The following is a 12340-nucleotide window of genomic DNA, read 5'->3' as shown; positions in this document are numbered from 1 at the left end:
TCCAATGCGAGAAGGGAGTGGCCGTCAGGCGGCCAGGGCGTCTTGGGTCAGGGCGCGGAGGGCCTCGGCGCCCTGGCGGGTACAGAAATCGCCAAACCCCTCACGCAGCACGCGATGCGCGGCGAAGGCGGCGAACAGCGGTTCCAGGGTCGTGGCGATCGCGGCCTCCGGCACCTTGTCGGCCAGTTGGAAGGACAGCCGCGTGCCGGCGAAATCGCCGCCGACGAAGAGCGTGTAGAGCCCCGGCGCGCGGCCGACGACGCCGATATCCCCCGCATAGGGCCGGGCGCAGCCGTTTGGGCAGCCGGTCAGGCGGAAGGAAATGCGTTCCTGCGCTAGGCCGTGGCGGCCCAGCGCCGCCTCGATCGAGGCCAGCATCGGCGCATGCACGCGCTCGCCCTCCGCCAGCGACTGGCCACAGGTCGGCAGGGCGACGCAGGCCAGCGACCAGCGCGCCATCGGAGTCATGGTTTCGGGCAGGCGTATGCCGTGCTCGGCCAGGATGGCCTCGATCGCGGGGCGATCCTCGGGCGCGATGTTCGACAGGATCAGATCCTGCTGCGGCGTCGCCACGGGATCGGCGCCGAAGCGCGACACGATCTCGCGCAGTCCCGCGCGCATCGGTCCTGCGATTCGCCCCGATGGAATGGACAGGCCCAGCCAGAGCCGCCCATCCCCCTGGATCTGCCACCCCAGCAATTCGGGCATGCGCAGCGTGGGCAGGGGTCCGGGTGGCAACAATTCGCGGCCCAGATCGGCCGAAAGCTGCGCCCGCGCCCAATCCGGGCCCTGTTCCTCCAACACGTACTTCAGCCGGGCATGCTTGCGGTCGGTGCGGTCGCCGTGGTCGCGGGACAGGCGGACGACGGCTTCAGCGACCTCCAGCACCTCGTCCGGGCCGATCAGCGCGACGGGATCGGCCAGGCGGGGAAAGGTGCTGGGCTTGTTGTGGGTCATCCCCAGGCCGCCACCGATGGTGACGATCCAGCCGACGATGCGCCCGCCCTGCACGCGGGCGATGAAGCCCAGGTCGTTGGTCAGCACATCGGGCGTGTTGTCCGACGGATCGACCAGGGCGATCTTGAATTTCCGGGGCAGATAGGTCGGGCCGTAGAGCGGTTCCTCCTCGGCCTTCGCCGGGGTATCGGCCCCTTCCGCCAGGAAGATATCGTGGTGCGCGCGGGTTTTTGGCAGCAGCGCTGTGGAAAGCCGCGCGGCCCAGCCCTGCAACGCCGCATGCACGGCGGTGCGCCGGGGGGCGGCCGTGGTGGTGACGTTGCGAACCACGTCGCCGCAGGCGGCAAAGCTGGTCAGCAGCGCCGCGTCGATGCCGGCGATCACCGGCTTCACATTCCCGCGCAACACCCCGTGGAATTGCACCCCCTGACGGGAGGTCAGCCGCAGGCTTCCATCGGCCAGGTTGCCGGCCAGGTCGTCCAGGTGCAGCCACTGTGCCGCCGTCATCCGCCCGCCGGGGCAGCGGACGCGGACCATGAAGGACCAGTCCTTGTCCAGCTTCGCCTGCTTGCGCTCGGTCGCGGTATCGCGGTCGAACTGCTCATAGGTGCCGTGGAATTTCAAAAGCGTATAGGTCGCCTCGGACACGCCGCCGACGGCGGCCTCGGCCGCCAGTTCGGCGCCGATGGTGCCGCGCAGGGCCAGGCTTTCCTGCTTCTGGCCTTCGACAGCGCTGGGTTTGGACGACATGGCAAAAGCCCCCGAAATCACTTGCAGGATGGGATACCACAGTTTAGCGTTCAGACAACGTTGAATACGGATGGTCGTCATGTATTTCACAGATGGTTCGCAGGCTTCGGATGGCGGCACCCGTCTGGCGATGTGCGACGCCCCCGCCCCCGGTGAGGTCTGGCTGGTCGGCGCCGGCCCGGGCGACCCGGGGCTGCTGACCCTGCGCGCCGCGACCGCCATCCGTGCGGCCGACCTGGTGCTGCACGACCACGTCCCCGCCCGCATCGCCCGTGCCCATGCGCGGCCGGGCGCCGTTCTGATCGACGTCGGCAAGCGCAAGGGCGCGGCCCCCGTGCCGCAGGCCAAGATCATCGCGCGCATGCTGGATGCGGCCCGCGCCGGTCAGCGCGTGGTGCGGCTGAAGGCGGGCGACCCGTTCCTCTTTGCCCGTGGCGCCGAGGAAGCCGCCGCCCTGGCCGCGGCCGGCATCCCCTGGCGCGTGGTGCCGGGCGTGTCGGCCGGGCTGGCGGCCCCCGCCGCCGCGGGCATCGCGCTGACCCGGCGCGGCGTCGCGGGCGCGGTGACCTTCCTGTCCGGCCATGACGAAACCGGCCAGATGCCGCCGCATGACTGGGACGCCCTGGCCCGCGCCGGCGGCACCTTGGTCGTGTTCATGGCCATGACCAGGCTGGATTCGCTGGTCCTGGCACTACTCGGCGCCGGCATGCCCGCCGGGACGCCCCTGGCCATCGTCGCCCAGGCCAGCCTGCCGGGTGAAGCGAGCCTGACCGCCACGCTCGGCACCGCGATGCTGGCGGTGCGCCGCAACGCCGCCCTGCCCAGCCCCGCGATGGTGCTGATCGGCGCCACCGTCGGCCAGGCGATCGGCCTGCCGGACACCATAGGCGCCGAACCGGCGCGGAGGGCCGCACGATGATCGCCACCTTCGCGACCCGGGTGCTGCCGCCGGCCCCGCCGCCGCCGGTCATCGAGGACGAGACCTGCCCATGGCGGGAGGATGCGCCACGGGATTCGGCGGCGCGGGTGGTGGTCGCAACCCTGGCGGCACTGGCCGCGCTGGTGCTGCTGGGGGTGTTTGGGGCGGCGTGACGAAAAAGGCCGAGGGGCTGGCCCCTCGGCGCTGACCTTGCGGCGTTACGCCCGCTCCCGATCCCGCTCCGCCTCGCGCAGCGCCACGACCTCGGCCCGCAGCGCACGGACCTCGGCCCGCAGGCTGGCCATATCCTCGCCGACCGGGTCCGCCCCGCCTTCCGGCATGCCATAGCCCGCCGTCGCGCAATCCGCCCCGCCCTTGCGCGGCGCGCGGCCCGGAATGCCGACGACCGTGGCCCCGGCCGGCACCGGACTAACCACCACCGCATTGGCGCCGATGCGGGCGCCATTGCCCAGGGTGATCGGGCCCAGCACCTGCGCCCCGGCGCCGATCACGACGCCATCGCCCACGGTCGGGTGCCGCTTGCCGGGGCTGCCGGACAACCCGCCCAGGGTCACGCCGTGGTAGATCAACACATCGTCGCCGATTTCCGCCGTCTCACCGATCACGACGCCCATGCCGTGGTCGATGAAGAAGCGCCGGCCGATGGTCGCACCCGGATGGATTTCGATGCCGGTCAGGAAACGGCCCAGATGGCTCAAGACCCGCGCCGTGCCGCGCAGGCCCCAGGTCCAGACGCGATGGGACAGCCGGTGCCACAGCACGGCGTGCAGCCCGGCATAGGCCAGGATCACCTCGGGCCAGGACGGCCGGGCGGGATCGCGGGCGCGGATGCTGCGGGCGAGTTCCAGGATTTCCAAAGGCTACTCCCGCCCGGTCAGAGTGTTGCCGCCAGAGTGTTGCCGCCCCTGCCCGCCCGCTGGCCGACCCTTCAGGCCAGCCAGGACGGCACGGGCAAACCGCGTTCCCGCAGGAAGATGGGGTTGAACAGCTTGGATTGGTAGCGCGCTGCACCATCGCAGAGAATCGTCACGATCACATGGCCGGGCCCCATCGCCTTTGCCAGGCGCATGGCCGCGGCGACGTTCAGCGCGGCACTGCCGCCGAGGCCGATGCCCTCGCGCAGCAGCAGGTCGAAGCAGATCTCCAGCGCCTCCGGATCCTCGATGCGCAGGGCATCGTCGATCGGGGCACCTTCCAGGTTGCCGGGCACCTTGCTGGCCTGGCCGATGCCCTCGGTGATGGAGGTGCCTTCGGCTTTCACCTCACCGGTCTTCACCCAGGAATACAGGCCCGATCCGGCGGGGTCGGCCAGCACGATGCGGACGTTCGGGTCGCGCGCCTTCAGCGCACGGCCGACCCCGGCCAGGGTGCCGCCGGTGCCGCAGGAACAGGTGAAGGCATCGATGCGACCGCCGGTCTGTTCCCAGATCTCGGGGCCGGTGGTGTCCTCATGCGCCTGGCGATTGGCCAGATTGCCGAATTGGTTGGCCCAGATGACCCGTTCGCCGGCGGCGGCCATTTCCTCGGCGATGCGGCGGCTGGTGTTCACGTAATGCCCGGGGTCGGCCAGTGGTTTTGGCGAGACCAGGCGCAGGTCCGCGCCGATCATGCGCAGGAAATCCAGTTTTTCCCGGCTTTGCGTTTCCGGCACCACGATCACGCTTTTCCAGCCGCGCGCATTGGCGGCCAGGGCCAGGCCGATGCCGGTATTGCCGGCCGTGCCCTCGACCACCGTGCCCGGCTCGCCCTCGACCAACTGGCCGCGGGCCATGGCGTCGCGCAAAATGCCCAAGGCGGCCCGGTCCTTGACCGAGCCGCCTGGGTTCATGAATTCGGCCTTGCCCAGGATGTCGCATCCCGTGGCGGCCGAAGGGCCGGCCAGGCGAATGAGCGGCGTGTTGCCCACTGCCCCCCAAAAACCATCAACCGGCCCGGTCCCCATCAGGCCACGTCCACCCAACGCAGGTAAGGCTTCTGGGCGTTCCAGCCCTGGGGGAAGCGTTCCTTGGCATCGGCATCCGACAGGCTCGGCACGATGATCGCCTTCTCGCCCGGCTGCCAGTTCACCGGGGTCGCGACCTTGGAACGGTCGGTTAGTTGCAGGCTGTCGATGACCCGCAGCACTTCCAGGAAGTTGCGGCCGGTGCTGGGCGGATAGGTCAGGGTCAGGCGCACCTTGTGCGCGGGGTCGATGACATAGACGGTCCGCACGGTCAGCGCCGCGTCGGCCGCCGGGTGGATCATGCCATAGAGCGTCGAGACAGCCTTGTCGGTATCGGCGATCATCGGGAAGTTCAGGGTCGATCCCGTGGTTTCGGCGATGTCGGCGGCCCAGCCCTCGTGCCGGTCCAGGGTATCGACCGAAAGCCCGATCACCTTGACGCCGCGCTTGTCGAATTCGGGCTTCAGGCGCGCGGCTTCACCCAGTTCCGTCGTGCAGACCGGGGTGAAATCCTTGGGGTGGCTGAACAACACGACCCACTGGCCCGCGGCCCAGTCGTGGAAGGCAATTTTGCCGGCGGTGGTCTCCGCCGTGAAATCCGGGGCGATGGTGCCAAGCTGGATGGTCATGCGCTGTGGTTCCTCAGGGTTTTCAGATTTCACGAAATCCAGGCGTTTTAGTCGGCCGAAATTCCCTAAAACCACAGTCGCGCCATGCGGTCCAGACGGCACCTCGTCAGATGGCGAAATTCAATGGCCCCGCCGCCGGGCGCTGCAAGCCAGCGGCGGCGGCACGCGACAAAAGATCGGCCAGGGTCTGCCGCGCCAGGCTGGCGCGGAGGCCCGCTTCCAACTCCTCCCAGAATGGCTCGGCGACCAGGCCGCGCAAGCCGCCACCCGTGACCTCCTCCGGTTCCTGCTCGCCGGCCTCCTCCGTGATGCAGGCGACGATCGTGTCCAGGGGGATATCCCGCGCTGGGCGTGCCAGGCGATAGCCGCCCTTCGGGCCGCGCGTGCTGGCCAGCAGGCCGGCGCGGGCCAGCGCCTGCAAGACGGGTTCGATGCCGCGTCGCGCCTCACCCAGGCGGTCGGCGATGTCCGCCCCCGGTACGGTGCGGCCGCGGCCGGCGAAGAAAGCCACGTCCAGCATGATGCAGATCGCCAGCCAGGCTCGTTCGCGCTTCAGCATATCTGGCCTTCCCATTGTTTTCACCGCTTCGATACGTGGTATCATGACGATCATGCCAGACGCCATCCCGCGACCGCCCCTCACCCCCCGTCTGCGCACGTCCGTGTTGGACACCATCGGGGCCACCCCTTTGGTGCTTTTACCCAGGCTCGCGGCCGAATGGGGCCTCGTCGCCCGGGTCGCGATGAAATGCGAATTCTTCAACCCTGGCGGCAGCGTGAAGGACCGAATCGGCCTGGCCATGGTCATGGCTGCGGAGGCCGAGGGCCTGATCGCGCCCGGCCGCACGACGCTTGTCGAACCGACCTCCGGCAATACCGGCATCGCGCTCGCGACGGTCGCGGCCGCCCGCGGCTATCGCCTGATCGTGATCATGCCCGAAGGGGCCAGCATCGAACGCCGCCGCATGCTGCGCCTGCTGGGCGCGGAGCTGGACCTGACGCCATCCGACCAGGGCATGGCCGGCGCCATCGCCCGGGCCGAGGCGATCCTGGCCGAAACCCCCGATGCCTGGATGCCGCGCCAGTTCGACAACCCGGCCAACCCCGCCGCCCATGCCGCCACCACCGCCGAGGAGATCTGGGCCGATACCGCCGGTGAGGTCGATGTCATCATCTGCGGCATCGGCACCGGCGGCACCGCGACCGGCATCGCCCGCGCGCTGAAACCGCGCCGCCCCGGCCTGCGGGTCGTGGGCGTCGAGCCGGCCGAATCCGCCGTGCTGTCGGGCGATGAGGCCGGGCCGCACGGCATCCAGGGCATCGGCGCCGGGTTCCGGCCCTCGATCCTGGAACTCGGCCTGCTGGACGGGGTGATGCGGGTGGCCGAAGCCGATGCGCTGGCCGCCGCGCGCCGCGTCGCCCGGTTGGATGGGCTGGCGGTCGGCATCTCCTCCGGCGCCGTGCTGCATGCGGCCGGGGTGATCGGGCGGGAACCGGGGCTGGCCGGTGGGCTGGTGGTCGGCATCGCGGCATCCGGCGCCGAACGGTATCTTTCGACGGCGCTGTTCGCCGGGCTGTAACGACCGGCTCCGGCCTGTTCAGCCGTGCGGGCTTCTGCGGTATCAGCACCCTCACGAACCCTGCCCGGCCGTTACCGAGAAAGAGCCCCATGTCCGGATCCACCGCCAGCACCCCGCCGATCGACCGTGCCAACCAGGCGCGTGACCGCGGCGAATGGGCGGCCGCGGCAAGGCTCTTTGCCGAACACCTGGCGACGGCCACCACCGACTGGCCGGCGATGGTGCAGCACGGCCATGCGCTGAAGGAAGCCGGTGAGGCGGAGGCGGCATTGGACGCCTACCTCGCGGCCGAGGCACTGGCGCCCGAGGATGCCGACCTGCAACTCCAGATCGGCCATCTGCTGAAGCAGCAGGGCCGTTGGGAAGCGGCCGCCATGCGCTATGCCCGCGCCGCGACCCTGGACCCCGCCAATCCGATAGCGGCGATCGAGGCCGCGGGCACCGAACGGATGCGCCCGCGCGGCGCCGAGGCCGCGCCCCCGCGCGCCCAGGGCGCCGACCCCCGGCTGGTCTTCGACGTGACCGACCTGCTCGACCATTTTTCCGTCCGGCGCACGCCGACGGGCATCCAGCGCGTGGCGATCGGCGTGCTGTCGCCGATCCTGGAGGGCGGCTTGCCCGCCGGCGCGCTGACCGGCCTCGGCACCGCCTTCGCGGTCTTCGATTCCGTGCCGGGGGTGTGGCGGCGGCTCGACCGCGCGCCCTTCGCCGCCATCGTGCGCCTGTCGCGCACGGGGACGTCGATCACCGACCCCGATTGGGTCGCGGCGGTCGATGCCATCAAGGAGGCGCGCAAACTGGCCCCGCCGGTGCGCTTCGCCCAAGGGGCTGTGCTGGTGAACCTGGGCAATGCCTTCGGCATCCCGGATTACTTCCGCGGGCTGCGCCGCGCCCAGGCGCAATCCGGCATCCGCTGGCTGCCCTTCGTGCATGATTGCGTGCCGCTGGAAGTGCCGGAGCATTGCCTGGAGACCATGCTCGGCGACTACGCCCAGTGGTTCGCCTGCTTCGCGACCCATGCCGCGGGCTTCCTGTGCAATTCGGAGAACACGCGGCGCGACGTGCTGCGGCACATGGCGGCCCTTCTGCCAGGGCGGCGCCCGCCCGCCAGCGTGGTGCGGCTCGACGGCGATCCGCGATCGGGCCTGGCCCCCTCACCCGGCGCGCTGGCGGAAATCCCGGCCCTGCGCCCGGGCGAACGCTTCGTGTTGTTCTGTTCCACCATCGAAAGCCGCAAGGACCACCATCTGGTCTTTTCCGCTTGGCTCGCGCTGCTGCGCCGCCATGGCGCGGCAAAAATCCCCCGGCTGGTCTGCGCCGGCCGCCAGGGCTGGCACGCGCAGGCGGCGCTCGACCTGCTGGCGCAATCGCCGCTGCTGCGGCGCCATGTGGTGCTGACCGGGGAGGTCTCGGACGAAGCGCTGGACCTGCTCTACGACGCCTGCGCCTTCACCGTGTACAACAGCCATTACGAAGGCTGGGGCCTGCCGATCACCGAGAGCCTGGCGCATGGCCGGGTGCCGGTGGTCCCGCGCCATTCGTCGCTGCCGGAGGCCGGCGGCTCGGCCGCCGTGTATTTCACCCCGCGCAGCGAGCCCGACCTGGTCGCCGCCCTGGAACCGCTGATGCTGGACCCCGAGGCCATGGCGATCGCCGAGGCGCGGCTGGCCGTCGCCCCGCTGCGGCCATGGTCTGCCTTGACGATGGACGTGCTGGCCGCCGTCCGCGCCCTGCCCGAGGCCGATGCCCTGCCCGTCGTGGCGATGCAGCCCGGCCGCCGCTACCCCACGGGCCGCAACCGCCTGACCCGTCCGGACGCGGCGATGGCCGTCACCGACCGGCTGCGCGACGGCAATGGCTGGCACCCCGCCGAGGCCTGGGGCGTCTGGTCGAAGCAGGGGCCGGTGGCGCTCGGGCTGCCGCTTGCGCCGGGCTTCGCGGGCCAGGCGCTGCGGCTCTACCTCGACCTGCGCGCGCCGCCGCGCCCGCTGGATTTGCGCATCATGGCCCGGGCTGGCGAGGAGGAGACCGTCGCCGTGCTGCCGATGAAGCCGGGCCCGGATTTCATCGCGGCCATCGATATTCCGCCGATGCCGGACTCCAGCGTGCTGGAGATCGACCTGGACACCGGCCCCGGCGTGCGCCTGGCCGATCTTGGCGTGGACGACCCGCGCACCATCGGCATCGGGATACGCGGGGTGATGCTGTGCCGGGCGGACGACCTGCTGTCCCGCCTGGGCTATGTCGAGGCGGCACGCTTCCCGCAAGCAGAGGCTGAGGTCCAGCCGGCATGACGACCGGGCGATCGCCGGGGGGCCGCGTCCTGGTGACAGGCGCTGCCGGCTTCATCGGCGCCGCCTTGTCGCAGGCTTTGCTGGCGGCCGGGCATCGCGTGCTCGGGATCGACAACCTGACCCCGTATTACAACCCCGCGCTGAAGCAGGCGCGCTTGGACCGGCTGCTCGCCAGCCCGGGCTTCACCTTTTGCGAAGTCGATATCGCCGCCCCCGGCGCGCTGATGGAGGCCTGGTCCGGGTTTCGGCCCGATGCCGCCGTGCACCTGGCGGCCCAGGCCGGGGTGCGCTGGAGCCTGTCGCACCCGCACGCCTATACGCACGCCAATGTCGAAGGCACGCTCTGCGTGCTGGAAGCCGCGCGCAAAAATCCCGTGGCGCATCTGCTCTATGCCTCCTCCTCCTCGGTCTATGGCGGCAATGACAAGGTGCCCTTCGCCGAGACGCACCCGGTGGAACGGCCGGTCTCGCTCTACGCCGCCACCAAGCGGTCCTGCGAATTGATGGCGCGGACCTATGCGCATCTCTACGGCGTCGCTTCCACCGGGCTGCGCTTCTTCACCGTCTATGGCCGCTGGGGCCGGCCCGACATGGCCTATTGGCTGTTCACCGACGCGATCCTGGCCGGGCGCCCGATCGAGGTGTTCAACCACGGCCGCATGGCGCGTGACATGACCCATGTGGATGACATCGTCGGCGGCATCGTGCGGCTGTTGCCGCTGGCGCCGGTCGCGGGGGCGCCGGGGCCGGGCCAGCCGGATGGCAGCGTGCCGCACCGGGTGCTGAACCTGGGCGGCGACCGGCCGGAAAGCCTGGGCGACCTGATCGCCGCGATCGAGACCGCCTGCGGCCGCCCGGCCGAGCGCGTGTTCAAGGGCATGCAGCCCGGCGACGTGGAGCGCACCTGGGCCGACATGTCGGCGCTGCGCGACCTGGTCGGCTGGTCGCCCGGGATCCGGATGGCCGATGGGGTGGCGGATTTCGTCGAGTGGTACCGCGGATGGAACAAGGGGTAGCGGGCGGCGGAAGAAATGGGTGTGGTTGCGCCAGTGGAAGGGGCTTCGCCCCCTCCACACCTCCCCCACCAGGGGCCGCCGCCCCTGGACCGGCGGAGTATTGGTAAAATAAAGAGAGGGGCATGCCGCGCCCTCGATCAAAGGCGCATCAGTGACGCCCCTCTCTTTATTTTACCAAATCGCGTGGGTTCCAAGGGGCCACGGCCCCTTGGTGGGGAGAGTTTGAGAGGGGCAACGCCCCTCTCAAGCGCAACAGCCCCATTTCTTCCGCCGCCCGCTAGGCCACGTTCTGTTCGTCCTGGCCCATCTCCAGCCCACCCAGCCGCAGCCCTTCGGCATAATGTGCCACATCGGCTGCGCGCAGCGGCGCCCGGCGCAGGGCCGCCGTGACCGTCAGCCCGGGTTCAAGCGCGAGCAACCGTGCCAGCACCGACCGGGCCTCAGCCTTGTCCCCCAGATGGCCCAGGCAGGCGAGCCAGGGGCGTAGCGGAAAGGAAAACGCGGGGTTCAACTCCGCCACGTCGCGTGCGGCGGCGGCCGCTTCGGCGTGGCGCCGCAGCAGCATCAGCGGCACCAGCAGCGCCCCGTCGAAGAAGAAGCCGAAGGGATGGAGCGGCGCCAGTTCCTTGTAGCGCGCCATGCGCCGCAGCGCTTCCTCGTGCCGCCCGGCGTAGCATTCGGCCAGGCCGGAAAACACCCAGGCCATGGCCAGGTTCGGGTTCATCGCCAGCGCCCGGTCGTGCAGCGCCGCCCCCTCCTCCGGCCGGTGGTGCAGATAGGCGCGGACATGGCCGCAGATGGTCAGCGCCTGCGCATCGGCGGGGTCGAGGGCGATGGCGCGGCGGGCCAGCGCCTCGGCCCGCAGCATCGCGCTGGCCTGGTCGGGCGCCCAGCCCTGGCCGACCTGGAACAGGAACCAGGCGGCATACCAGGCCTGGGCCGCGGCAAAGCCCGGGTCGGCGGCGCAGGCCTGTTCCAGCAATACGCCGGCGGCATCGAAACCGTCGCGGTCCAGCGCGGTCAGCCCCGGAATGGCCCGCAGCAGAAGTTCGTAGGCCGAGGGGTCGGTCGGCGGGGCGGCCTGCGCGCGCCGCGCCTCCAGCAGCAGCAGTTCAGGATCGACGCGGGCGACGACGGCGGCGGCGATCTCCTCCTCGAACCCCGCCAGCTTGTCGGAGGAGACCTGGAAGCGTTCGGCCCAGACCACGGTCTGCGGCGGCCGCAGATCGGTCAGCCGCAGCGCCACGCGCAGGATGCCGCCGCCCAGCTGGATCTGTCCCGACAGCGCCAGGTCCAGCCCCGCCGTGCGGGCGACCAGGCAGGGATCGGCCGGTTCCCGCCGCACCGCGACACCCAGCGACTGCGGGTCGGCGACGAAGAGCCAGCGAAAGCGCGACAGCGCCGCGGTCAGGCTCTCGGCCAGGGCATCGGCCATCCAGGCGGCATCCGGCAGGGCCGCGAGCGGCAGCACGCCGAGCCGGGCACCACGGCGCGGCGCGGCTTTTGGCGCGGGCGCGACGACTGCGCGTGCGGGCGCCACGACCTCTGGCATCGTGGCCGGGCCGGCGAGCAGCAATGCCTCGGTCGCCGCCGCCGGGGCGCGGCCCTGTGCGGCCATGGCCAGGCGCAGGCGGACCAGGGCGGCGCGTGCCGATGCGGGATCGCCGGCCCGGGCGCGGGCCAGGATCAGCGCCGCGGCCGCCGGCTCATCGGCCGCATCGAAGCCGAGCAGCCGAATCGCCGCCGCCTCGCTCGGCGCATGAGAGAACAGCAGCCGCGCCAGGTCGGTCGCGGCCTGGCTGAGTGCGGCACGCCGGGCCAGCAGCCATCGATCGAAGGCGGGGTCGATGCCCTCCATGCCCTCCAGCAAGGGCGCCCGCAGCAGGTCAAGGGCACTGGGGTTGGCGGCATCCGCCGCCTGCACCTGCTCCGCATCGACCCAGCGCACGGCGGAGGGCAAGGCGACATCTTCCCGCCCCGCCAGCAGCATGGGCGGCCCCGGGATCCGGCCCAGGGCGGATTGGATGTCGAGCAAGGCCTGGCGCAGGCTGCCACGGGCCTGTTCGTCGGCGGCGCGACTCCACAGTAGCCCCGCCAAGTCGCGCCGCGACGTCGGGCCATCGGCCAGGGCCAGGATCGCCAGCAGCGCCTGCGCCTTGCGCCCGCGTGGCAGGACGGTGGCCGCGCCGGGGCCCCACGCCTCCATGGGTCCAATCAGGACCAGACGCAGAC

11 protein-coding genes are annotated in these 12340 nt (G+C 71.1%); 5 read left to right on the top strand and 6 right to left on the bottom strand.

The genetic code is table 11. The features are described from left to right. Window positions 1-24: 24 nt before the first annotated feature. Window positions 25-1707, bottom strand: coding sequence for an NADPH-dependent assimilatory sulfite reductase hemoprotein subunit (locus ACQW02_RS11120; protein WP_431285308.1), 1683 nt, complete (start codon window positions 1705-1707; stop codon window positions 25-27). A gap of 79 nt (window positions 1708-1786) precedes the next feature. On the opposite strand from ACQW02_RS11120, the gene cobA reads away from it, so the two are divergent. After that, window positions 1787-2626 carry a uroporphyrinogen-III C-methyltransferase gene (gene cobA / locus ACQW02_RS11115; RefSeq protein ID WP_431285307.1) on the top strand — a complete coding sequence of 280 codons (840 nt, stop codon included), beginning with the start codon at window positions 1787-1789 and terminating at the stop codon, window positions 2624-2626. After that, window positions 2623-2799, top strand: a complete 177-nt coding sequence (locus tag ACQW02_RS11110) for a hypothetical protein (protein ID WP_431285306.1) — start codon at window positions 2623-2625, stop codon at window positions 2797-2799. Before cobA ends, ACQW02_RS11110 begins: the two co-directional genes overlap by 4 nt. A 45-nt stretch (window positions 2800-2844) precedes the next feature. Here ACQW02_RS11110 and cysE read toward each other — a convergent pair whose 3' ends face one another. The 4 genes from cysE to ACQW02_RS11090 all read right to left on the bottom strand — a co-directional run bounded on the left by cysE (window position 2845) and on the right by ACQW02_RS11090 (window position 5777). Continuing rightward, window positions 2845-3504, bottom strand: coding sequence for a serine O-acetyltransferase (cysE, locus tag ACQW02_RS11105; protein WP_431285305.1), 660 nt, complete (start codon window positions 3502-3504; stop codon window positions 2845-2847). Between the two features lie 71 nt (window positions 3505-3575). Continuing rightward, window positions 3576-4589: a cysteine synthase A gene (locus ACQW02_RS11100; protein ID WP_431285304.1), complete on the bottom strand. Its 1014-nt coding sequence runs from the start codon at window positions 4587-4589 to the stop codon at window positions 3576-3578. After that, window positions 4589-5218 carry a peroxiredoxin gene (locus tag ACQW02_RS11095; protein ID WP_431285303.1) on the bottom strand — a complete coding sequence of 210 codons (630 nt, stop codon included), beginning with the start codon at window positions 5216-5218 and terminating at the stop codon, window positions 4589-4591. Before ACQW02_RS11095 ends, ACQW02_RS11100 begins: the two co-directional genes overlap by 1 nt. Window positions 5219-5324: 106 nt before the next feature. After that, on the bottom strand, window positions 5325-5777 hold the full coding sequence (locus tag ACQW02_RS11090) for an RrF2 family transcriptional regulator (RefSeq protein ID WP_431285302.1): 453 nt from the start codon (window positions 5775-5777) through the stop codon (window positions 5325-5327). 52 nt (window positions 5778-5829) lie between these two features. On the opposite strand from ACQW02_RS11090, the gene cysK reads away from it, so the two are divergent. From cysK to ACQW02_RS11075, 3 genes are all read left to right on the top strand, one after another. Continuing rightward, the gene (gene cysK, locus ACQW02_RS11085; RefSeq protein ID WP_431285895.1) at window positions 5830-6798 is read left to right on the top strand and encodes a cysteine synthase A; all 969 of its coding nucleotides are present in this window, start codon (window positions 5830-5832) and stop codon (window positions 6796-6798) included. 89 nt (window positions 6799-6887) lie between these two features. Further along, on the top strand, window positions 6888-9092 hold the full coding sequence (locus tag ACQW02_RS11080) for a glycosyltransferase (protein WP_431285301.1): 2205 nt from the start codon (window positions 6888-6890) through the stop codon (window positions 9090-9092). Beyond that, entirely contained in the window at window positions 9089-10108 is a 1020-nt protein-coding gene (locus ACQW02_RS11075) for an NAD-dependent epimerase/dehydratase family protein (protein ID WP_431285300.1), read from the top strand. The genes ACQW02_RS11080 and ACQW02_RS11075 overlap by 4 nt, the downstream gene beginning before the upstream one ends. Before the next feature lie 277 nt (window positions 10109-10385). On the opposite strand, the gene ACQW02_RS11070 is transcribed toward ACQW02_RS11075, so the two are convergent. After that, the gene (locus ACQW02_RS11070; protein ID WP_431285299.1) at window positions 10386-12314 is read right to left on the bottom strand and encodes a hypothetical protein; all 1929 of its coding nucleotides are present in this window, start codon (window positions 12312-12314) and stop codon (window positions 10386-10388) included. Window positions 12315-12340: the final 26 nt, after the last annotated feature.

The sequence above is a fragment of the Humitalea sp. 24SJ18S-53 genome, assembly GCF_050632385.1.
In the GTDB taxonomy this organism is placed as follows: Bacteria; Pseudomonadota; Alphaproteobacteria; order Acetobacterales; family Acetobacteraceae; genus Humitalea.
The sequence above is the reverse complement of the archived record's forward strand: the minus strand, read 5'-3'. Positions and strand labels throughout refer to the sequence as shown.